This window comes from Mucilaginibacter sp. P4_G9, assembly GCF_056400985.1.
Window position 1 is genome coordinate 1 of the sequence record NZ_JBFUKF010000017.1, and the last position, 23,966, is coordinate 23,966.

General features: G+C 43.0%; 16 protein-coding genes and 1 tRNA gene. 10 read left to right on the forward strand and 7 right to left on the reverse strand.

What is annotated here, in order from left to right:
- The first annotated feature begins 136 nt into the window (after positions 1-136).
- The 3 genes from AC1DPZ_RS03495 (at position 137) to lacZ (ending at position 7,983) form a co-directional block, all read left to right on the forward strand.
- Positions 137-340: a hypothetical protein gene (locus tag AC1DPZ_RS03495; protein WP_477401283.1), complete on the forward strand. Its 204-nt coding sequence runs from the start codon at positions 137-139 to the stop codon at positions 338-340.
- Between the two features lie 252 nt (positions 341-592).
- The gene (locus AC1DPZ_RS03500) at positions 593-4,687 is read left to right on the forward strand and encodes a hybrid sensor histidine kinase/response regulator transcription factor (protein WP_477401284.1); all 4,095 of its coding nucleotides are present in this window, start codon (positions 593-595) and stop codon (positions 4,685-4,687) included.
- A 167-nt stretch (positions 4,688-4,854) separates the two neighbouring features.
- The gene (gene lacZ / locus AC1DPZ_RS03505) at positions 4,855-7,983 is read left to right on the forward strand and encodes a beta-galactosidase, LacZ type (protein WP_477401286.1); all 3,129 of its coding nucleotides are present in this window, start codon (positions 4,855-4,857) and stop codon (positions 7,981-7,983) included.
- Between the two features lie 463 nt (positions 7,984-8,446).
- Here lacZ and AC1DPZ_RS03510 read toward each other — a convergent pair whose 3' ends face one another.
- From AC1DPZ_RS03510 to AC1DPZ_RS03525, 4 genes are all read right to left on the reverse strand, one after another.
- Complete coding sequence (locus AC1DPZ_RS03510; protein WP_477401287.1) at positions 8,447-10,120, reverse strand: carboxylesterase/lipase family protein; 1,674 nt, start codon at positions 10,118-10,120, stop codon at positions 8,447-8,449.
- A gap of 125 nt (positions 10,121-10,245) precedes the next feature.
- Positions 10,246-10,740 carry a nuclear transport factor 2 family protein gene (locus AC1DPZ_RS03515; protein ID WP_477401288.1) on the reverse strand — a complete coding sequence of 165 codons (495 nt, stop codon included), beginning with the start codon at positions 10,738-10,740 and terminating at the stop codon, positions 10,246-10,248.
- A 160-nt stretch (positions 10,741-10,900) separates the two neighbouring features.
- A complete protein-coding gene (locus AC1DPZ_RS03520; RefSeq protein WP_477401289.1) occupies positions 10,901-11,479 on the reverse strand; it encodes a YceI family protein in 579 nt (192 codons plus the stop codon).
- A gap of 174 nt (positions 11,480-11,653) precedes the next feature.
- Positions 11,654-12,238: a Crp/Fnr family transcriptional regulator gene (locus AC1DPZ_RS03525; RefSeq protein ID WP_477401290.1), complete on the reverse strand. Its 585-nt coding sequence runs from the start codon at positions 12,236-12,238 to the stop codon at positions 11,654-11,656.
- A 405-nt stretch (positions 12,239-12,643) separates the two neighbouring features.
- Here AC1DPZ_RS03525 and AC1DPZ_RS03530 point away from each other — a divergent pair, with 405 nt between their 5' ends.
- The 4 genes from AC1DPZ_RS03530 (at position 12,644) to AC1DPZ_RS03545 (ending at position 17,542) form a co-directional block, all read left to right on the forward strand.
- Entirely contained in the window at positions 12,644-13,108 is a 465-nt protein-coding gene (locus AC1DPZ_RS03530) for a (2Fe-2S)-binding protein (protein WP_477401291.1), read from the forward strand.
- Complete coding sequence (locus AC1DPZ_RS03535) at positions 13,105-15,207, forward strand: xanthine dehydrogenase family protein molybdopterin-binding subunit (RefSeq protein WP_477401292.1); 2,103 nt, start codon at positions 13,105-13,107, stop codon at positions 15,205-15,207. The genes AC1DPZ_RS03530 and AC1DPZ_RS03535 overlap by 4 nt, the downstream gene beginning before the upstream one ends.
- Before the next feature lie 79 nt (positions 15,208-15,286).
- Positions 15,287-16,558 (forward strand): PQQ-dependent sugar dehydrogenase, encoded by a 1,272-nt coding sequence (locus AC1DPZ_RS03540; RefSeq protein WP_477401293.1) that lies wholly within the window; start codon positions 15,287-15,289, stop codon positions 16,556-16,558.
- Positions 16,559-16,738: 180 nt separating this feature from the next.
- The gene (locus tag AC1DPZ_RS03545) at positions 16,739-17,542 is read left to right on the forward strand and encodes a dioxygenase family protein (RefSeq protein WP_477401294.1); all 804 of its coding nucleotides are present in this window, start codon (positions 16,739-16,741) and stop codon (positions 17,540-17,542) included.
- Positions 17,543-17,819: 277 nt separating this feature from the next.
- Here the strand turns inward: AC1DPZ_RS03545 and AC1DPZ_RS03550 are convergent, their stop codons facing one another.
- Both AC1DPZ_RS03550 and AC1DPZ_RS03555 read right to left on the reverse strand, forming a co-directional pair.
- Complete coding sequence (locus AC1DPZ_RS03550; RefSeq protein ID WP_477401295.1) at positions 17,820-19,058, reverse strand: site-specific integrase; 1,239 nt, start codon at positions 19,056-19,058, stop codon at positions 17,820-17,822.
- Between the two features lie 290 nt (positions 19,059-19,348).
- Positions 19,349-19,422: transfer RNA gene (locus tag AC1DPZ_RS03555), tRNA-Pro, on the reverse strand.
- A 162-nt stretch (positions 19,423-19,584) separates the two neighbouring features.
- Between AC1DPZ_RS03555 and AC1DPZ_RS03560 the strand changes: the two genes are divergently transcribed.
- A complete protein-coding gene (locus AC1DPZ_RS03560; protein ID WP_477401296.1) occupies positions 19,585-20,841 on the forward strand; it encodes an NAD(P)/FAD-dependent oxidoreductase in 1,257 nt (418 codons plus the stop codon).
- A 10-nt stretch (positions 20,842-20,851) separates the two neighbouring features.
- Here AC1DPZ_RS03560 and AC1DPZ_RS03565 read toward each other — a convergent pair whose 3' ends face one another.
- Positions 20,852-21,259, reverse strand: coding sequence for a DUF4199 domain-containing protein (locus AC1DPZ_RS03565; protein ID WP_477401298.1), 408 nt, complete (start codon positions 21,257-21,259; stop codon positions 20,852-20,854).
- A gap of 363 nt (positions 21,260-21,622) precedes the next feature.
- On the opposite strand from AC1DPZ_RS03565, the gene AC1DPZ_RS03570 reads away from it, so the two are divergent.
- Both AC1DPZ_RS03570 and AC1DPZ_RS03575 read left to right on the forward strand, forming a co-directional pair.
- Entirely contained in the window at positions 21,623-22,768 is a 1,146-nt protein-coding gene (locus AC1DPZ_RS03570; protein WP_477401299.1) for a methionine aminotransferase, read from the forward strand.
- A 135-nt stretch (positions 22,769-22,903) separates the two neighbouring features.
- A complete protein-coding gene (locus AC1DPZ_RS03575) occupies positions 22,904-23,689 on the forward strand; it encodes an amidohydrolase (protein WP_477401300.1) in 786 nt (261 codons plus the stop codon).
- Positions 23,690-23,966 lie beyond the last annotated feature (277 nt).

The window sequence follows — 23,966 nt, forward strand, 5'->3', positions numbered from 1 at the left end:
GTCCAGTATTGCAATCAACGCCTTAACCAATTATGAATAAGACTCTTATCAAACTATATGGTTTATCCATGCTGATTGTTTTTTCCCTGAATTAGTTCCTGCCCAAAAGGAAACGACTGCCCCAGAAGAACAACAAATGACCCGCATACCTGATGGTTTATTTAAAGACGCAGATCATGACCTCCATTATGCATTAAATAAAGATGCACGCAGCTTCACGAATGTTAATAACAGACAACTTGTTATCAAAAACAACACCATACCAGAACAAAAGGGCATTCGCGATCCTTACATCTATCGCACACCAAACGGTATGTTTTATAGATTTTGTCACGTTTAAGGACCTGGGGCATTTTAACGAGGAGTGTCATGAAATCGACCGGCTTTTCGGAGCCTAAACAACAAGGAGTCATCCGGATTACAAAAAAGAAACCCGGCGTATCGCTGATAACCGAAAAATGCCAATGACCCTTTTAAAACAATACGAACCATCTTAAAGCCAATAATTTACAGTTTGATTTTTAATTGTAAAAAAAACAATTAATTTTGAATTATCAATTAGCCGCCATTTTCAAACTAATTTTTTATCGCTGTGAATTTCGCAAAGATTTTACTATTTCTTTCGCTGGGAAGCGCAATGCTTTTTGGGAAAAATGAGTGCTTCGCATATGATGTCCCTGTCAAATATTTAGGTATTGAGCAGGGTTTGTCCAATAACACGGCCACTTGCATTTTTCGTGACCATTATGGGTTTATGTGGATAGGCACATTCAATGGCCTTAACCGTTACGATGGCACAGGTTTCAAAATATTTGAAAACAAATGGGGGGACTCGTCTTCTTTGATTCACAATCACGTCACCTCAATTGCCGAAGATCACAGCAACAGGATTTGGATAGGAACAAATAAAGGACTTGAGGTATATGATTACGCTAATGCCCGGATATCGCAGGTATATTATCGTCCTTTTTACAATAGCAAACTGCAAAAGGTAAATTCGAAGATTAATACACTTGGATCAGATGGTAATGGGAATGTTTATATAGCAACTGATGAAAGTTTTTTAGTTTGTAAAAACGGCAGCACAATTTGTGAACAGATAGACTGTTTAGGAAAGAACGAAAAATATTTAGTACAGACGCTAACCGTTGATCATTCAAATCACGTTTGGCTTTTTGTGAAGGATGTTGGTCTTGGTCTATACAATGCGAGTACTCATGGCGTAAAATTTATTAATACCCAACTGACGGTGGTCACCTGTATGGCTGCTGATCAAGCTAACAAAAATCTGTGGATGGGTTCAGAAAGCGGACTCTTTAAATATGATATTGGCCAAAATGTAGTCAAAAATATGAATGGTGTATACACGCTAAATAATCATAGTGTAATGCATATTTACCCTGATCCGCACACCCAGTTGTGGATTGCCACATATGGAGGAGGCGTTAATATTGTTAACACTATTTCGGGCAAAGTTACGATCATAGGAGCAGGAGAATCAAAAGGTATGTTGAGCAATGGAAATATCTCTGCCATTTACGAGGACCCTGACGCCATGATATGGGTTGCCACAGAAAGCGGCGGTGTGAACATTATTGGCAACAACGATCACCGGTTTAAAACCATAGCCAACCCGCAAAACGGCAATAGCCCGGCAGATAACTTTCCACGGTCATTTTGTGAGGATATAAATGACAATATCTGGATTGGAACTGCCGGTGGCGGATTAAGTTATTGGAACCCGCATTTAAATACCCACATAAACTTCACCCACAAAGAAGCCGATCAGAATTCATTGAGCAGTGATTTTGTTCTAAGTATTGTGCAGGATTACCAAAAAGATATATGGATAGCTACACTTAAGGGGGGCATAAATTTGTATAGAAGGCAAACGCATGATTTCAAGCATTACCATTGTTATAATTCCGCTACACATGTTGAAGATCCAAGTATTTGGAAATTATATGAAGACTCGCACAACAATCTTTGGGCGGCCGCAACGCGAGGAGGAGGACTATTCAGGTTCAACCGAAAAAAAGATAAATTTGAGCTTTATGATAATAGTTTAAACGATATATCAGCGTTATTCGAGGATCGTAAAGGTACGCTTTGGATGGCAAATTCTGATCTTATAAAAATAGATCTCCTCAAAAAAAATCATCTTCATATACCCTTCAACACAACAATTCATGCATTGTATGAAGACCATGAGGGAAATTTTTGGATTGGAACAGATGGTGGAGGTTTGGTCCTTTTTAATCGCAAAAATTACCGGATAACACGGTTCACTAAAAACAACGGGATTCCGGGAAACACGATTCTGAATATCCTCGAGGACGATTTCGGATCAATTTGGTTCAGCACATTCAACGGTTTATGTAAGTTTAATTCTGTTTCAAAAAAGTTTAACGACTTTTTTGCTTCTGACGGGCTACAAAGTAATGAATTCATAGTCAATGCGGCGCTGAAGCTTCACACCGGCGAGCTGTTATTTGGCGGCTTAAAAGGTTTTAATAAATTTTTTCCCGATAGTATAAAAACCAGCTTCCGTATACCGCATGTATACCTCACTGACTTCAGGGTCAATAATATATCTATTCAGGAAGATTCGACATTCAAAGGTAATCGCGATATTATGAATATGACCAAAATAACGCTCGATTATAATCAAGCTGTAATTGCGGTTGACTATGTTGCTCCAGAATATTCCTCCGCAGATAAGATCAATTACGCTTATTTCCTGGACGGATGGGACCATGAATGGAACACGGTTGGAAAAATCAGAACAGCATATTACTCGCGCCTCAATGAAGGGAATTACATACTTCGCATCAAATCTACTAATACCGATGGCGTTTGGGCGAATAATCAAAGACTAATTTATATTACCGTTTTGCCACCCTGGTATCGTACATGGTCGGCTTATTTATTGTACCTCTGCGCAGTAACCGGAGTGGTTTACCTGTTTTGGATATACCGTGCAAAACAGACAAGGTTGCAACATGAAATTGAAATAACCAACATTAGGGCTGAAAAAGAGCGGGAGCTTAACGAGAAAAAATTATCGTTTTTTACCAATATATCGCATGAGTTTAAAACACCGCTGATGCTGATCATTAACCCCATAAAGGACATTCTGCATACCAATGCCGGCAGCAAAAATAACGACCTGAATATTATTTACCGCAACGCCAGGCGTTTGCTCAGCCTGGTAGACCATTTATTACTGTTTCGAAAAGCCGAAAGTGACTGCGACGATTTAAAGGTAGCCAAGTTGAATTTAACATTGCTGGCACATGATGTATATCAATGTTTTATATCCCAGGCCAAGGCAAAAAACATAGTTTATACCTTTAATTATGACGCTGAAGATATAGGACTGTACGCAGATGCCGAAAAGATTGAGATCGTATTATTCAACCTGATATCAAATGCAATCAAGTTTACGCCGGATGGTGGCCAAATAGAAGTTAGCCTGAAGCATGACGTACACAAAGTCTGGTTCGAAGTGTCTGACAGCGGCTGCGGCATTGCAGCAGGTGCAGGTGAAAAGCTGTTTGAAAAGTACTACCAGGTTAAAGATAAAACATCAGTAAAAACGGGGTTTGGTATTGGGCTTTATTTAGTAAAAACCTTCATTGAGCTTCATCATGGAACCGTCGCTTATCATAATAACTCCGGTGGCGGCGCCAGCTTTATTTTAGAGCTAAAAAGAGGTAAGTCGCATTTTGGTGAGCGTGAAATTTTTGAAGAAAAGATTTTTGACGACAGCTACCGACATGAGCTGTTTGAAACTGATTTGGGCATGACAGAGGAAGAACTTGCCGAAAAAACACCGCTTAATAAGCTGGAACTGCTGATATCAGACCGTCAATCGGTACTGATCATAGACGATAATGCCGACCTTCGGAATTACATCGCCCAAATATTCAAAAAGGATTATAAAATTTATGAGGCTGGCAATGGCGATCAGGGTTTAAGATACATCAAAAGGTATCTGCCAGATATTATTATCAGCGATATTAATATGGGCGGATTAGACGGTATAACACTTTGTCGGATTATCAAACAGGATTCATTATTAAGCCATATCCCGGTGATATTAATCACCGGTGATGCCACACCTGCGCTGGAATTGGAAGGTATTGAAGTCGGCGCGGTTGATTTTATCAGCAAGCCTTTTGAAAAAGACCTGCTGATTGCCCGGGTGCATGGTGTGTTACGCAGCAAAACAGAACTCAAAAATTATTTTTACAACGAGGTTACACTCAACAGCAGCCCACGCCGTTTATCTGACGAAGACAGAAACTTCATTTATAAATGTATGGCGATTATTGAACATAACATCATTGAGGACGATTTTGATGTTCAAACCATTGCCGATGAAATGGGGATGAGTTATTCAGGCCTGTTTAAAAAAGTAAAACTGATTACAGGGCAGTCAGTTAACAGTTTCATCAGGTTCATCCGTATCCGCAAAGCTGCCGAATTGCTCATTAATACCAACTGTAACGTTAACGAGGCCGCTATAAATGTGGGTATAAGCGATGTTAAATATTTCCGGGAGCACTTTGTAAAGGTGTTCGGGATAAAACCCTATGAGTTCCTTAAAAAGCACCGTTCCGCTTTCAATAAGAACTACCGCATTGAAGAACCGGTAAGATTTGGAGAGGAACACCTGATTTAAAACAATGCCCGTTCTTATTTTTATTTCACTGATCCGCGAAGATTAAAATGAATTCCCCCCTATAAAAATACCAAAAACACCCCTTATCGGCAATCTCATTTAAACGTACTTCGCCTCGCCGGGTGAGCTGGTTCTCCTTGACCTCCATGGCGCTAATTAAAATAATTATGAACAGGCTAAATTTTATCATCTTAACATTACTGTCAATCATTTGTTTAAACCCAGCTTTTGCCCAGGGTAACGGGGAGTGGAAAAATTACAAGGTTTTTCAGGTAAACGCCGAACGGCCCCATGCTTCTTTCATGAGTTACAAAACGCCTGAAGAAGCATTGAAATACACCGATCTCCCCGCATCAGGTTACCAGTTATTAAGCGGTAACTGGCTGTTTAAATGGAGCCGCAACCCATCGGAAAGACCGGTGGATTTCTTTAAGAAAAATTTTGAGACAAGTAAATGGAAGACGATCACGGTGCCTGCTGACTGGCAGTTGCAAGGTTATGATGAAGCTTATTATACCAATATTACCTATCCTTTCACCGCTAAATTTCCAGGCGTACCGGAGGTATTCAACCCTGTAGGTTCCTATAAACGCAAATTTATTCTTGATCCGAAATTTAAGGGGCAGCGCGTTTTTCTGCATTTCAAAGGCGTTAACTCAGCATTTTATGTTTGGGTAAATGGTAAAAAGATAGGTTACAGCGAGGACAGTAAAACCCCTGCGGAGTTTGACGTCACCGCTGATGTGAAGCCTGGCCAAAATGATATAGCTGTCGAAGTGTACCGGTGGAACGCAGGCAGCTGGCTGGAGGACCAGGATATGTGGCGCTTCAGCGGCATCGAACGGGACGTATACCTTTATGCCATTCCCCAAACCGCTGTTTGGGATTACCGGGTTAATGCCGGTTTAACGGATGATTATCAAAACGGCCTGTTCAATTTAAAACTAGCATTAAAAAATTTTGAGGCAAAACATGCCGGCGGACAGGTCAGCATCAGGCTGATTAACCCCGCGGACAGGACCATACTGTTTTCGGATGTTAAAAGCTGGGCTGCCGGAAAGGATTCGGCATTGACATTTGCTTTCAATCATCAAGTCAACAGTCCTTTAAAATGGAGCGCGGAAAAGCCAAATCTTTATGATCTGTTAATACAGGTGCAGGACGCCGGCGGCAGGGTGCAGCAGGTTGTGTCGCAACATGTCGGTTTCAGGAAAATTGAAATAAAAGACAGCCGTTTTTTGGTAAATGGCAAAGCGGTTTATATAAAAGGCGTTACCCGCCATGAACATGACCCGGTTACAGGGCATGTAGTTAATCTTGAAAGTATGCTGAAGGATGTAAGGCTGATGAAGGAAAATAATATCAACTCGGTAAGGTGCAGCCATTACCCGGATGATCCCCGTTTCTATGACCTGTGCGACGTCTATGGCTTATATGTCATTGATGAGGCAAATATAGAATCACATGGTCTGGGTAAATATATAAACCAGGGATATGGGTACAATATGAGGACGCCTACAGCCGATTCCCCCTCGTGGTACCGGGCTCACCTGGACCGTACACGGCGAATGTTTGAACGTGATAAGAATCACCCCGCCATTATTATCTGGTCATTGGGTAATGAAGCCGGCATCGGCCCGAATTTCCATAAAACCTATGCATGGTTAAAAAAACAGGACTCAACCCGAATGGTTCAGTATGAACAGGAATGGACCGGTCCGTACACAGATATCGTAGCGCCAATGTACCATAGTTTGGGCGACCTGACCGATTATTCAAAATCGGAAGATAAGCGCCCGTTAATCATGATCGAATATGCGCATGCCATGAATAACAGCGTGGGTAATTTGCAGGATTACTGGGATGTGATCGAAAACCACCCAAAATTGCAGGGTGGCTTTATTTGGGAATGGGTTGACCAGGGCATGCTTAAAATTGCACCTGATGGCAAGCATTTTTATGGTTTTGGAGGAGATCTTTCACCGGCTGGCACCCCCAGTGACGGCGTTTTTTCGATCAAAGGGATCGTATTCCCTGACCGTAAACCAAAGCCTTCCTTATTCGAGGTTAAAAAGGTTTATCAGAACATAAAGTTTAAGGGAGCAGACCTCGATAAAGGACAATTTTGGATAAAAAATGGCTACTTTTTTACAGATTTATCCGATTTTAATATCAGTTGGACCATTAAAGGAAATGGAAATCTGGTTCGCGCGGGCACCGTTAGTCTACCCCACGGGTTACAGCCGGGTGACAGTGTAAAGATCAATATCCCGGTGAGCGATCTGGTTATTCAGCCGGCAACAGAATATTTTATTGAATTTCACGCAGCGCTTAAAAAGCCTGCAGGCTTACTGAAAGCCGGGCATGTTATTGCTGCCGAACAGCTAAAACTACCCTTTTTTATCCCTGCTTCGCTAACGCCCACCACGGGCACCGGATCAATTGCATTTATTCGGGAAGAATCAAAATGCATCGTTACGGGCAGCGATTTCAGCTATACATTTGACGAAAAATCCGGAGCATTGCAAACGATGATGAGCCGCGGGCATAACCTGCTACAGGATGGGCTGTACCCGGATTTCTGGCGGGTACCAACAAGTAATGATATTGGAAGTAAAGTACCGGGGAGGCTTGCCATATGGAAAGATGTGCAATCAGGAAGAAATATCACTTCATTTGACGCAAAGCAGTTAAGCCGGGGTGAAATAAAGATCACGGTCAATTCAGCGCTAAGAGCAGGTGATGCAGCCTTTGGTACGGTTTACACCGTTACATCAGACGGGGCTGTGCACGTTGTTATATCTTTTAAAAAGAAAGACGAAAAGGCTCCGGAGCTGCTCCGGTTTGGAATGAGGATGACCATGCAGGGGGAGTATGAACGAATGGCGTGGTATGGTCGTGGGCCATTTGAAAGTTATTGGGACAGAAAAACTGCTGCATTTGTCGATGTTTACAGGGGCATGGTAACGGATCAATACACTCCTTATATCTCTCCCCAGGAAAATGGCAACAAATCCGATGTCCGGTGGGCAAGTTGGGTCAATAAGTCGGGGAATGGCTTGCTTGTGAAAGCTGACAGCCTTGTTAATATATCTGCCCATAACTATACACAGCCTGACCTGGAAAAAGCTGCACATACCAATGAGGTCCCGGTTAAAGATATTGTTGAAATCCATATCGACCTGCAGCAAATGGGGGTCGGCGGAGACACCAGTTGGGGTGCGTATACACATGATCCATACCGGTTGTTGAAAGATGAATATACTTACGGATTCACGTTACGGCCTGTTTATTAATTGTCCGACAATGAAGAAAGCGAAAAAAAAGACTGTCTCGGGGTTTGGAAACAGTCTTTTTTACCGGGATTGATAAGTGCATAGTTGTTTGTGGGCCTCGTAGCTGATGATCGGATAATGAGATCAAACCAAAAATCTTTCATAATGAAATTATCAATGATCACCAAAGCATTAAGAATGAAGAGTAGGTGTCTTAAAGCCCAATTTAAAATATAACAAACTGAATAATATTTAGTTAACGTTAATTTGCGATTAAGTTAGTTATTAGAAATAGGCAAGCGGATAGGTCACGTGGGTGAGTCATAAAACTTTAGTAGCTATGCGATTTTATGAGCAAAAAAACGGTTAAACCAGATGATCTAACCTTTTACGAAGCCTTGCGGCATACTCTTTATAGCCCTTCCTTTGATATTTTAAACAGATCGTCTGCGATGGTGATATCTACCATCGCAGGGAATACCCGTTACCTTGAATTAAGCGAGTGATAACCTATCCTGCCTATTGACCGCCACATCGCCAGTTCTTCCTTGTACCTGTCATTAATTACCTCGCAGTTAGCATCAATGCGCATGGTAGGCCTTTCTGTCAAATTGTAGGCTGGCCACTCAGGAACGTCCTTCGCAGCAGGCTTCCCGGTCCTTGCAAAAGTCGTCCATAGTTCTGCCATATGATGTGATGCAACAAAGCGCTCCGGCTTATTCCCGCTTAAAAAACCGGGGGCTGCGCCGGGGACTTCATTATTGAATTTGAACGTGATATCCATAGCATGCGGCGTACCAAATGGGTAATCGGTGTCGGGGACCTTCGCCTCAGATTTATAACCAAAATTGTATAGATACACAGGGGCGCCATGCTGCTCAGCTTTCCTTTCGGCTATGGCGATAGTGCCAAGTCCCATCATATTAATTGATTTAACAGCCATCCAGATATCACTTGCCGACGCGTTCGGCCTTGTTCGCCTATAGGTCTCAATTATTTTTTTCGTATCAGCGCCGAATTCCGGTTCAAATTTTGCCTGTAATGCTTCAAATGTAAAATCGTTTTTGAGCGCACCCGTATCATGCGAATACATCGCAAAAAACGCCCATTCATCTTCATTCCAGCCCGTCATGAGCGGCTTGTCCTTTGAAATTTTCGGCGCAAAGGGGTCAAACGGGTCATGGGGTAGTGCAACACCATCCACTACCGGCGCAAAATTATTAGGAACGAACCCTACTACACCGTGTTTGTGTATGTAGTTGCTGTTGGCCATCAAGCGGGGGACTTTATTTTGAACATCGATCAGGTCCTTTACTGGAACATCAAGTATTTTTTTCCAGTCTTTTGGGTCGATATTGAGTTCCCTGAATACCAGCTTTGTCATCTCCATTGCCGCCTCTTTTGGTAGCATCCTAAGCCCGGGACCGCTTTCGATTGAGGCCTTATTAAAATAGGGCGCTGCCGCGGGCATCGCATATAAACAGCTTGTTTTTGCGCCGCCGCCTGATTCTCCCCAGATCATCACATTATCAGGGTCGCCTCCAAAACCTGCAATATTCTTTTTTACCCATTTTAAGCCGTCCACAATATCCAGAAGGCCATTATTACCCGAACCGGCATATTCCGGGCCTGCTATATCTTCCAGATACAGAAAGGCCATCAGCCCTAACCGGTGGTTTGTTTCTACAACTACTACATCAAAGAATTTTGCCAGGTTTGTACCATCCTGACCGGGTGCTGCGCCGGAGCCGTTGGCAAAGCCGCCGCCATGGTTATAGACCATTACCGGCCGCTTTTTGCCGTCATTAGCCGGTGTCCAGATGTTAAGAAACAAGCAATCCTCCCTTGAGGAAGGATTGAAAGTGTCGCCCTGAATGGCGGGTGGCCCGAACGCCAATGCATCCCTGACGCCCTGCCACGGCTCCAGTTTTGCAGGCCTTCTAAATCGCCTGTCACCAGAAAGGCTTCCGGCGTAAGGAACGCCCTTGAATAAACAAACCCCGTCTTTTCTGATACCCCTGAGCTTGCCCTCAGCGGCTTCGGCGATTACGAAACCATCTTCGGCCTGAACTGAAGAACTGGCAAATTTGGGGAGGGTAATTGCAGCGGTAATAACCGACAACTGCCCTAAGAATTTTCTTCTGCTTGATATACACATAACCTTGTATTAAATGGTTTTGGACAAATGTCCATATCATTTCAAATGATGAACTGATATAAATATCTTCTTTATTTCAATCACCTGGAATTCGCCGGGATTTGAACCAGGAGAACAACGCTGTATTAATTCTTTGTTTTTTGCGCCCCATCCCAATGCTCTGCAAGTTTTCCGTTTTCAATCCGAAACATGTCACACCAGGTAGTGGTGTAGGTTTTTGTGCTGTCTGCGGGGTCGGGCAATTTCGCAGCAAAGCTTATCACGACCAGATCACCTTCCGCAACAATGGCAACCACCGGGGCTTTTATAGAATCCACAATTGGCGTAGGTTTCGCAAACTTTGAAAATAATTCAACAAATCCTTTTCTTCCGGTTGGAACATTCGGATTATGCTGCATGTAGTTTTCGGCAAGATATTTATCTGCCAGTTCAATATGACCTGCTTCCAGCATTTCGCGCCAGCAATCGTATACGAGCTTTTTATTAGCGGCAAGCTTAGGGTCGTTGCTTTGTAACAAGGATTTTTGATTTGCAAGCGAGATTACAGGTAACTGTGCAAAAGCCTGGTTGGTGATAAGGGTAATTAAAACAATGGCAATGGCTATGATGTGTTTTTTCATTATATTATAGTTTAAGAAGAACGACAGGTTTGATTTCATAGAGACTTATATTTTGTTGATGACAACAAAAAACACATCATTTCAATCAAATCAGGCTTTGATTGAATGATTCGTATGCATCAATTATTCAATGCCGATGAAAGTTGGTTAATCGGAGTTATCAATTGGCTTTTGCGAACTCGCCGTCAGCTACAATTTCAACCTCGTCGCTTACAAGTACCGTAGGAGTGCCTGAACCAATATTAAAGTCTGAACGCTTCAATGTACCCCGTAATTTAAAACCGGCATCGTTTTTCTTGCTATTTGGGTTCTCTTTTGTTCCGCGGTACCAAAGATCCATCGTTACAGGTTTTGTAACACCATGCATGGTCAGGTTGCCGGTAAGCTTATACTTGTTCGTTCCGTCTGCCTTTATTGATGAACTTTTGAAAGTGATAGCCGGGTATTTCGCAGCATCAAAAAAGTTAGCACTTCTCAGATCATTATCACGCATTTCAACTTCCGTATTGATTGACGACACTTCTGCTGAAAGTTCAAAAACAGCATCGCTGAAATCTGGCTTCGTCGTAGTTATGGTCACATCAAAATTTTTGAACAAACCATCTACGTCCGAAAGCAAATGATGGACAACGGTAAACTTAAGTTTGGAATGCATTTTATCATTTTTCCACGTAGCCGTTTGGGCAAATAATGAGGTTTGTAAAAGCAGCGTAACTGCAAATAATAATAATTTCTTCATGTAATAATTGGTTTTAATTTAGTTTAACGAATGCTTCAGGGCAGACAAATTTTGCATTCCAATGCTTAATTTGACCATTGAAAGCTTCGGGATAAAAATAGAACGGAATTGCTGCCAATGTCTTGACATCAATCAATAAATTATGTTGATTCAGATCAATGAATTTACATAAGGTCAGCCTTTTTTTACAAAGAGTTTTTTTCTCACACGGCTTAGTGTTTCCGGTGTTAACCCGAGATAAGAAGCAATCATATGCTGAGGCACACGCTGCATAATATCCGGATAAATACTTAAAAGTTTGGTGTATTTTTCTTCGGTTGACAGCGTGAACATATCTGTTAACCTCTTTTGCAGCGAAAGATAGGCACCACGGTACTGCGTGTAATTAAATTTGAAAAATTCGGGAACCGCCGTCTCCAGATATACATGTGCGGCTTTACTTATTAATATCAGTTCTGAATCTTCCAGTGCATCAATATTCAGATTGGATTGATCTTCAGTTATAAAACTGGATAAGTCAGAAATAAACCAACCCTCCGGCGCAAATTGGATAATATGTTCGTTGTTTTTTGAATCCACCAGGTAAGCGCGAAGCATGCCTTTACTCACAAAGGCAACATATTTACAAACTTCCCCCTCCTGCAAAAGATATTGCCGTTTCCGTAACTTCTTTACAATAATATGCTGTCTGAAAATCGCTTTATCAGTTTCTGTCAGTGTTATTACGTTTGATAGCTTATTGAAAAAATTATCGGGCATGGTTATTTAAACGCTAATTTAGCTTTTTTTGCACGATGATATCGATTGGCTGGTTATAATTGCGCAAACACGGCAAGATTGCGTATAAATTGCAAACGAATATACGGCTCTCCTATTTGGGGTAATACGTTCGTACGCCCCGCTCTGCCTCCGCATCCTTTTTGGTCGTTTTCCGGCACAAACAGATCCGGGACGTAAATCATTAAATCTCAGGTCGTGATGTTTGCAATGTAGCTAAAGGATACAGAAGTAGAATAAGAAGGTGACGCTTATTATTGCTCTTCTTTGAAAATCTTAATATTTTCCTTGAATCTCTTAATCATGGAACAAATCATAAACAATAGCTTTATAAAAAAAATCGGGCCGGATTCTTTCCGGTTATCCTATACTAAACAGTAAACGATCATGCCTAAATACACGCTTTCTGTCAACGGAAAAATTTTATCAGCAGAAGCAGATGCTGACACCCCGTTACTTTGGGTTCTTCGCGACCATCTGAATTTGGTGGGAACAAAGTTCGGGTGTGGCGTGGCACAGTGCGGCGCCTGTACAGTGCATGTTAACGGCCAGGCATTGCGTTCATGTGTACTCCCTGTTTCTGGTGTAAGAGACCGGAAAATAGTCACTATTGAAGGCTTGAGTCCAAAAGGCGACCACCCGTTACAGCAAGCATGGGAAGAACTGGATGTGGCTCAATGTGGTTATTGCCAATCTGGCCAGATCATGTCTGCCGCAGTATTACTGAGGGAAAACCCTGACCCCACCGACCAGGATATTGACAATGCAATGGCCGGAAATATTTGCAGGTGCGGTACATATACCAGGATCCGAAAAGCAATTCACCAGGCCGCCAAAAACATTAAAATATGAAGTCAACGATTTCCAGGAGACACTTCCTTAAAGTATCCACTATATCAACTGGTGGTATGCTACTCAGCTTATCCGTACTGAATCAGGCCGTTAAAGCAAGCGGCAAGGCTGATCTTTTATCCGACCTTAATATGTTTATCAGGATCGGATCTGATAATTCGATTGTATTACTGGCACCTAATCCGGAGATCGGCCAGGGGGTAAAGACCTCTCTCCCTCTGATCGTTGCCGAGGAACTGGGTATTGACTGGAAGGTAGTCAAAGTGGAATTAGCACCCCTGGACGCCAAATTTGGCAGGCAAACAGCCGGAGGCAGTGGATCTGTAAGGGGCCGGTTTAATGCATTGCGGACTGCGGGAGCTACAGCCCGTGAAATGCTCATAGCCGCTGCTGCCGATACATGGAATGTGCCGGTTACCGAATGTGCTGCCGAAAACGGAGAAGTGTTACATAAGGCCAGTGGAAAAAAACTGACCTATGGTGAACTGGCCTCAAAAGCTGCAACGATGAAAGTTCCGGCCAACCCGATCTTAAAAGCAACAAAGGATTTCAAGTTGATCGGCACGCGTGTCAAAGACGTTGATGCACATAGGATAACAACAGGTAAACCTCTTTACGGTATTGATACACGGCGTGAGGGAATGTTATTTGCTATGGTAGCCCGACCACCGGCGTACGGGAAGACAATTTCATCGGTGGATGACACAGCGACCCATAAGATCAATGGTGTCAAAAATGTAGTTAAACTTAAAAATTCGGTTGCGGTCCTCGCCACCTCTACATGGGCAGCCAAAAAAGGACGTGATGCTTTGGTGATCCAATGGAATACAACAGAGAAACTGGAAAACACCGTGGAGCATTTTGCTGCTTTTAAAGAAATGCTTGAAAAAGGAGCACCTTCCCCGTCGAGGAATGACGGGGATGTAGACGCCGCTATAAAAAGCGCAACGAAGGTCCTGGACCTGACCTATGAATTGCCTGCACTCTCCCATGGGCAAATGGAACCGCTTAATTTTTTTGCTGACGTGCGAAACGGGAAAGCTGACCTGTATGGCCCGACACAGGTTCCGGGGCAGGTCCGAAGTGAAGTATCAAAAGCCTTAGGCATTCCTGAAGATAAAATTACCGTAGGCGTACCCCGGCAGGGAGGCGGCTTCGGACGTAAATTAATGTCTGACAACGGCCTGGAAGCTGCGCTGATCTCTGCTGCTGTCCAAAGCCCGGTGCAGGTACAGTGGACACGTGAGGATGACATGCAAAACGATTATTATCGCCCTGCAGAAATGTACCGGTTTCGTGCCGCACTCTCCAATGACAGCCTGTTAGGATGGCATCAGTCAGGTGCTGGTATCGGCGGAGGCCCCCGGGGGGATAGTTATGTGGCCGGGGCGCTGGCAAACTATCGCTTGGAAGGACAAGGCTTAAAAAGCAATACGCCAACCGGCTGGTGGAGGGCACCGGGTGCAAACACTTTAGCCTTTGTGGCAGAAAGTTTCATGGACGAGGTATGTTCTGCATTAAAAAAAGATCCCGTCGCCTACCGTCTCCAGCTTTTAGCAAAAGCCAAACAACAACCTGTTGGATCTATCGGGTATGATCCTGAAAAGTATAAAAGCGTGATCGATCTCGTAGCCAAAATGAGTAATTGGGGAACTACCTCTGCCGGCTTACATAGAGGATTCGCTACCTGGTTCTCTTTTGGCTCTTACGCAGCGCAGGTTGTTGATGTGAGAATGGTCGACGGAAAACCAAAAGTGATGAAGGTGTATTCTGCCGTGAACTGCGGTCGGGTAATCAATCTGAGCGGAGCTGAAAATCAGGTTGAAGGGGCAATTGTAGACGGTATCTGCCACGCGATGTTCCCGAAAGTTACGTTCGTTAACGGAGCTGTTGCTGAATATAATTTTCACACGTACAAGTTCCTGCGTATAAACGATGCGCCGTTAGCTATTGAAGTAAAATTTGTTGAAAGTGAAGATGCGCCGACCGGATTAGGGGAACCAGGGCTCCCGCCGGTTGCTCCCGCTCTCGCGAATGCATTATACGCTGCGACTGGAAAGCGGTTCAGGAAAATGCCATTCGCAGAACAATTAGCGTAAGCCGGAAATACGACGTTGCAGTTCCCCTGGTACTGACCCGGGATCTCACGTCACGAATATCATCTGTAAAGAACATATCATGAAAACAAAAATACATTCTTCGCGAAGGATCATCACCTTATTTTCCATTAGTGTGTTGTATCTGGTGGTTGCATTGGAAAGCTGTTCAAAAAATAACGGCACTTCCGATAACGAAACTGACACTACAAACCCCACAACAAGCATAAACCCGGTCGAAACCGGTAAGGCGAACACCAGTTACAGAGCGGCATTTGCCGGGCAAACGAGGATCTCAGGCATCCGTACAACCACCGCTATTCAAACCAGTGTGCTTACATCTTCTTTAACTGCCCCCTGGGGGATTGCAACGCTTCCTGACGGTCGTTTTCTCATTACAGAGAAAGCCGGTAATATGCGTATCGTTACTTCAACGGGCACCGTTAGTTCGCCCATAACCGGATTCCCGGCAGTCAACAGTTCAGGTCAGGGCGGTTTGTTGGATGTGGCCGTAGATCCTGACTTCACATCGAACAGAATGATATACTGGACTTATGTCCGTTCTGTCAGTGGCGGTAATGCGATAGCTGTTGGCAAAGGAAGACTATCAACTAACGAAACAGTTATAGAATCGCCTACGGTGATCTACAGTTCTACCACGCCTTCCTCGCAGACCAGTAATTACGGCTCACGGATCATATTTGACGCTACCGGAAACCTGCTTGTATCATTCGGAGACCATACTTCAAATGAAGTAAGGATTGAAGCGCAGTCTGTCAATAGCAGTATAGGGAAGGTAATCCGGATAACAACCAGCGGAACAGCTGCGGCTGGAAATCCAACTTTCAATCAGCCAGGGGCCTTACCAGAGCTATATGCGATGGGACTTAGAAATCCTCAGGGTCTGGCTATTCACCCGGTTACGGGGGAAATTTGGGAAAGCGAACACGGTCCGCGTGGCGGTGATGAGATCAATATCCTGCGTCCCGGAGCTAATTACGGATGGCCGGTGATCAGTTATGGCATAGAATACAGCGGACAAGCTGTGGGGACGGCATTACAACAGCAAAATAGGATGGAACAACCTGTTTATTACTGGGACCCGGTCGTGTCACCAAGCGGAATTACGTTTTATTCCGGTTCCAGAATACCGGAATGGCAAAACAATCTTTTCTTATGCTCTCTTACCCAAACGCATATCATCAGGCTGGTTATTGAAAACAACCGCGTTACCGGGGAAGAAAGGTTGCTTGCCTCCGAAAACCAGAGATTCAGAGATATTATCCAGGGGCCTGATAATGCGCTTTACGCGATACCAGACCAGGGCAGGTTATACAAGATCGATAGGCAATAAACGACAGCGACCTTAGCCAGGATCTAAGTCGTTGATGTCGCAACCTGAATTGGGTGCGTGTAACGTTGCAAATAACTTCGAAGCGTCAGGTTGTGATATCTATGCCTTAGCTGTTCAACTAATTCGGCCGAAGTTATTTGATGAGACCTTGAAGCCTCGGACCCGCTGAAGTAATGCCTGATGAATTTGATTACCGCGGGTGGTATGGCATTTATTGCCGTTTTTGAACAAACAGCCCGACTGTTGAACGGAATCGTCAGCCGGTGTTTTATGATTATATACACAAAGAAAAACAACATGGATAGAAAATATTTTTTAAAGAAAGGCCTCTTCGGCCTGGGTGCTATAGTGGCATTGCCTATGGTTACGTCCTCTTGTTCCAAAGGCAGTGATGGAACTAATTCGGGAGGTAGTGATGGTTCCGGTGGTAATTGTGCAGTTTCCCCGGCCGAAACGCAAGGGCCCTTTCCTATACGAACCCCCGCTCAATACGTACGCGCAAGTATCATTGGAGACAGAACAGGTATTGCTCTTTTAATGACACTAACTATACATGACCAGAGCAATGGTTGTGCTCCGCTTGCAAACGTGTTTGTGGATGTTTGGCAATGTGATAAAGATGGATTATACTCTCAATATTCAACTCAAACCAATGCCAATTATTTACGGGGAAGGCAAACCACAAATACAAATGGACAGGTGTCGTTTATTAGCATATTCCCTGGTTGGTATCCGGGCAGAGCACCACACATTCATGTTGAAATATTAACACCGGGCGGAAGCTCACTTTTAGTAACTCAAATTGCCTTTCCAACTTCAACTTACACGGCGGTCTACGCAACAAATGGCTACAACGGAGCTCCAGATACCTCAAACACGCAAGACAGTATATTTTCAGATAGCCTAAATGGAAATATGGCTGATTCAATTACAGGAAATAATACTGATGGCTACACCTTACTTAAAACAATTACAGTAGCATAATTAGAAACAAAAATGAAGCAGATTATTTCAACAATTTTGATGTTGTTCCAAATGGAGGCACAGGTAATTTGGAGGTTCCGAAGGCCTTGACTAGACCATTCCGTGCCATTTGGAGCACCAATTTGTGTAAATCCAAAGTAGGGTGCATCTTTACTTTCAATTGTTTTGCATGATCAAAGTGTAGCAGAATCGCCAATCCTGTATTTTTGAAATAAGGTGGTCAATGAACCAAAAGGTCCCTGACTGTATTACTAAGTGGATTGGCACTTGGCTGGGCTTAGGCTAACTTAAGCCGTTCCCGCAGGACTTTCATATCGTTGCCGATTTTCTTCTTTTTGACCTTAGAGTAAATTTGCGTGGTGCGGATACTGGTATGTCCTAACATCTTCGATACACTTTCCATCGGTACGCCATTCTCTAAAGTGATGGTGGTAGCAAACGTATGCCGGGCAATATGAAAGGTCAATCGCTTATCTACTTTTGCTCGTTTGCTAATATCCTTTAAATAACGGTTGGCTGCCTGATTGGAAAATACAGGGAAGATTGTTCCGGTATATTCTGCCATCGCGTGCCCTCGATATTGTTTAATCAACTCAATCGCTTCGGGCAACAGCAACACATAGAATTTTTTTCCAGAAAAATTGGCCGTTTTGTGCCTGACCATCTCTATCCACTTTTCACCCTCTATGTCGGTTACCAGATGATCGTCGCTCAATAAACACACATCCGCAAAGGATAAGCCTGTATAGCAACTGAACACAAAACTATCCCGCACAATCCGCTGTCCGTCTTTTTCTAATATAAGCCCTTTAACCCGTTCCAGTTCGTCCTGTTCAAGGGCCTGGCGGTCTTTGGTAATAATCTTACGCTCAAAGCGCAGGAACGGGTCTTTAATCAGCCATTCGTTCTTTAAGGCGATATTAATCATTTTACGCAGCCGTTCGATGTGTTTCATCACCGTGTTGTTTGTGCAAGGCCGTTGGCCTTTATCCGGCTCCCTTTGACGTAAATAAATCTCAAAGTCGATCACAAATTTGTAATCGAGTTGGGACAGGTAAACATCCTGCCGTTTTTTCTTTTTCAGCAGGAACTCTTTGATATATCGTTCAGTGCTGTAGTAATTTTTCATTGTACCGTCTTCGAGCAATTTTTTGATTTCGGTGTTATGGTAATGCATCAGCCAAAGGAGCGTGGTCTGTTCTTCGTCGGTACCCTCGATCTTGGACTTGATCGCCTCCGCGCTGATGATTTCCTTATTGTAACGAAGTTCATCATAGGCTACATTGATCTCGTTGCGGGTTTGCCGCATCTTTTCCCTAATCTCCCTGGCTTCGGGGCTGTTCCCGGTAACCTTTTGTCCGCCCTGTTCCCAGGTATCCATTTTGATTTTACGCTTTAAGGAAATGTCTACAAATTTCCCGTTAACGGTGATGCGAGCGTAAATCGGCGCGTTTCCCTTGCTGGCCTTATCTTTTTTGATAAAAAAGTTGAGGCTGAATGAATTTGTTGTCTTCATACAATTTGTTCCTTTTTAAACGATGCTGATCTACTTTTACCCCTTGGTGTATATTGCCGGATGCTTCAAAACGGCGCAAATACGCGCAAAATTGATTTAAGTATTTCATTATCAATTGATTAATAAACAGCATCAGTCAATAATACAAAGAAAAAACAGGGTGTGGAATAGGGCATTTTTATATTGATATGGAATGCCTTATTTTGATATGAAAAATTTAAAAATAAATGAAAAAACCCCCTAAATCTTACAATTTAGAGGGTTTTTGACTCGATTTGGTATCGCTTTTGTCGGGATGGCAGGATTCGAACCTGCGGCCTCCACATCCCAAATGTGGCGCGATACCGGGCTACGCTACATCCCGTTCCCGATTGGGTTTGCAAAAGTAGGATTTTAAATCAACTTGCAAAACTTTTTTTCAAAGAAGTTTAAACTTAAATCCTAATGCATTCATTTGCACAGGTTTGGGTTTAAATATTTTTTTCACCAATGTATTTTGAGCAGTATTTATAGCTAAACCAGATGTTTGAAACATAAAATAATGTACACTGTTGTTCCTGCACACCCCAATAAATCTTATATGAACCTTTACGAGCAGCATCCATATTGGCTCATGAAGAATGGCCTGGTTACCTCCTACCCTTCTTTACAAAACAACCTGCGGGTTGATGTAGCCATTATGGGCGCCGGTATCAGCGCTGCTTTAACTGCCTGGTATTTACGCAATTCTGGGTTAAGCGTGGCTGTATTTGATAAAAACCACGCGGCTATGGGGAGCACTGCGGCCAGCACCGCTTTTTTGCAATATGAAATTGATACCCCTTTAACGCAGCTAAAAAACATGGTTGGCGAAGCTGATGCGGTAAAAAGCTATGAACTTTGCCGAAAGGCAATTTATGCTATCGGCGATCTGTGCAAATCGTTTAAACCAGCTTTTGATTTTCATTTACGGCCAAGCTTGCAATACGCCAGTTTTAAAACCCATTTAGCCGATTTAAAAGCAGAATATGCATTACGCAAAAAGCACGATTTTAAAGTAGAATGGCTGGAGAAGGCAGAAATTATTAAAACATTCGGTTTTGATGCGCCGGGAGCCATATTTTCTAAAGATGCCGGCGAAGTTGATGCTTACCTGTTAACTCATGCCTTATTCAACAGTTTCCAGGAAGCCGGGCACAGGGTTTATAATAACACACCTATAAATGATATTGAATACACCCGGGCAGGTGTTACCCTGCATACCATTAATGACCTAAAAATAAAAGCTAAAAAACTGGTGATAGCCTGCGGCTACGAAAGCTTGCATTATATCCCCAAAAAAATAGCCGATATTAATTCAACCTATGCTATGGTTTCGGAACCAGTTTCGGAGGAGTTTTTTTGGCATCAGAACAGCCTGGTGTGGGAAACTGCAACGCCTTATATGTATTTCAGGGTGGTGAGCGAAAACCGGATACTGGTGGGCGGCCGTGATGACCCTTTCCATAGTCCGCATATTGCACCCTCGATCATTAACGGGAAAGCGGAAATGCTGCGGAACGCTTTCCTGAAAAAGATGCCCCACATTCCCTTAGTACCCGATTTTAAATGGGCCGGCGCTTTTGCATCAACCAGGGATGGCCTGCCTTACATTGGTTCGATACCCGAACGGCCAAATACTTATTTTGCATTAGGCTTTGGGGGGAATGGTATAACATTTAGCGTGGTAGCAGCAGCAATCATTCATGATTTGATTTTGGGCAAAAAGAATGATAATGCAGCCATTTTCAGGTTTAACAGGTAAAGTTTAATAATTAATTCAGTTTATTAGACCTGTTCATTAAAGCGGCTGATACCCCAACGCAAATTAAAATACCAATTGCAAGCCCGCCAAATAAACGGCCCGAAAATGCAAAGAGCTCATTTCCCATGTCGAAATAATTGATGTAAACGAGTCCGGCCAAACAGGCAAAAATACCACCTGTCAGTAAAATTTTAAAGCTTTGGAATAATGCATCAAAAAAGCCGATCTCGCCTTTTTTTTCATCTTCCCTGTAGCTTTTCACACCAAAATAAACTCCAAAAAGCGGTATCAGTACCGATAAGTATTCAATGGGGGTTACATGGTTCCCGGTACTCCTATATCCAAACGACCGCATCACAAACAGCCAGGTTCCGCTCAGGACCCCAAGGATCAACCCTGTTACAAATGCATTTTTCATAACAATGATGGGCATATGTTAATACCCAGTATAAAAATGCGAAATTGAAATCATATGTTAGCACATATAATGATTTTTTTATACGATTTGCATCCAGTTAATCATAACCAGCATGCCGGGGTCATTTAAATTAACAACGTGCAATTGGGCCTGGTAAATTCCGATAGCTGCCCACGTTCAGATTACCAATGCACATGCATTTCAAAGCCCCGGCCTAAAGTAAATTATTGGCAACAGGGAGCGTATTGACACATTCACGCCTGCAATATTATTTTTCTTACTAAGCTAAATACTTTCAGAAAACTAAAAACACGTAGTATTACGCACATTGGTTTGTGGTTTTTTGCGTACTTTAGCCTTTAGATGATACCTGTTGTTTCAAAACTACCACAAACCGGCACAACTATATTCACTGTTATGTCTGCCCTGGCCCATGAGGCTGGTGCCATAAACCTGTCGCAAGGATTTCCTGATTACAATTGTTCGGCCGAGTTGATTGAACTGGTTAACCAGGCCATGAAAAATGGGCACAATCAATATGCACCAATGGCCGGTATAATGAGCCTGCGTGAAAAGATAGCCGAAAAAACCGAAAAACTTTACGGCGCAGTTTACAATCCGGATACGGAGATAACCATAACTGCAGGTGGCACACAGGCTATTTTTACAGCCATAAGTGCCGTGATTCATCCAAACGACGAGGTTATTATATTTGAACCTGCTTTTGACTGCTACGCTCCTGCTATTAAACTGATGGGCGGTGTGGTAAAATCGCTGGCCCTTGAGCCACCCAATTACCGCATTGCATGGGATATGGTAAAAAGGCTCATCAACCAAAAAACAAAAATGATCATCCTTAATTCGCCGCAAAATCCAACGGCAACCATTTTGCACAAGGAGGATATTGATGAACTTAGCGCATTGGTTAAAAACCAGGATATTTTAATATTAAGCGATGAGGTATATGAGCACCTGGTATATGATGGACAAACCCATCACAGCATGGCCCGCTACCCGGAATTGCAGCAGCGCAGTTTTATAGTAGCTTCATTTGGTAAGCCGTTTCATGCTACCGGTTGGAAAGTGGGTTACTGCATGGCGCCTGCTTTCCTGATGCAGGAGTTTAGAAAAATTCACCAATTTTTGGTATTTGCCGTGAACACACCTATACAATATGCCATTGCTGAGTATTTAAAAAATGAAGAAACTTATTTAGGCCTGCCCGAGTTTTTTCAACAAAAAAGAGACTACTTCCGTAATGGGCTGCAACAAACCAGGTTTGAGCTGTTGCCCTGCCACGGATCATACTTTCAATCAGTACGTTACAGAAATATCACCGACGAGAAAGATGCGGATTTTGTATTGCGTTTAACTAAGGAGTTTGGCGTGGCATCCATACCTGTTTCTGCCTTTTACAGCAAGGGTATCGATCATCACGTTTTAAGGTTTTGTTTCGCCAAAAGACAAGAAACTTTAGATAAAGCCGTTGATAGGTTAATGAAAGTTTAAATTTAGGATAAATGGACTATAGTTTATAGTTTTACCTTATAACTTTCAATAATTCAATATCATGGACATTATATAGTCCATACATTTACAACATCCTTGGACCATTGACCATGGTCTATCGACTTAAAAGCGCTTATGGATAATCTTAAAATAACTGTTTTTCAAGGCTACCTTTTCTGGGAAAATACTGATAAAAACTTACAGAACATTTCCTTGCGATTATCTGGCGGTATTCGCGAAAAAACGGATCTCATTATCCTTCCCGAAATGTTCAGCACTGGTTTTACCATGGATGCCGAACGGCTTGCCGAACCTATGGGTGGTAAAACCACCAAATGGATGCACCAGGTTGCACAGCAATATGATTGTGTAGTTACGGGAACTATCATTATAAAAGAAAACAGCAAATACTACAACCGTCTTATATGGATGCGCCCAGATGGCACTTACGAACATTACGATAAACGCCACCTGTTTGGTTTAGCTAAAGAAAACGACACCTATACGGCCGGTACAAAAAAGCTTTTTGTTGACCTGAACGGCTGGAAAATTTGCCCTGTTATTTGCTATGATCTGCGTTTCCCTGTATGGCTGCGCAATATTGCCGAAAACCCCTACGACCTGCTCATTGTAGTTGCCAACTGGCCCGAACGCCGCGCCATGCACTGGCGCACCCTGTTACCTGCCCGTGCTGTTGAGAACCAGGCCTACGTTATTGGCGTGAACCGTGTTGGTCATGATGGTAATGAAGTTTATCATTCAGGCGATTCTACCTGTATCGATCCTAATGGCAATGTAGTTTATTACAAACGCGATGAAGATGATGTTTATACCTTCTCGATAATTGCCGATGAGGTGAAAAAAGCACGAAGAGCCCTGCCCTTCCTAAAAGATGCGGATGAGTTTAAGATTATCAATTAGGCATTAGGCATTAGGCATTAGGCATTAGGCATTAGGCATTAGGCATTAGGCATTAGGCATTAGGCATTAGGCATTAGGCATTAGGGGAAATTGCCTTCGATCTATTTGGTTTTAAAATTGTAAAATTTACTTATCAATTTATCGAAATAATCGCACATCTGTAATGGCAAAGCATTCTTGAACACCGGTAAAGAACAAATCCATGGTAAAAAATTGCACGTCTCCGGTTGGATGTTTTCCTCATTTTTCGTAAATTTGTATGAGGCGGTTATAGCTC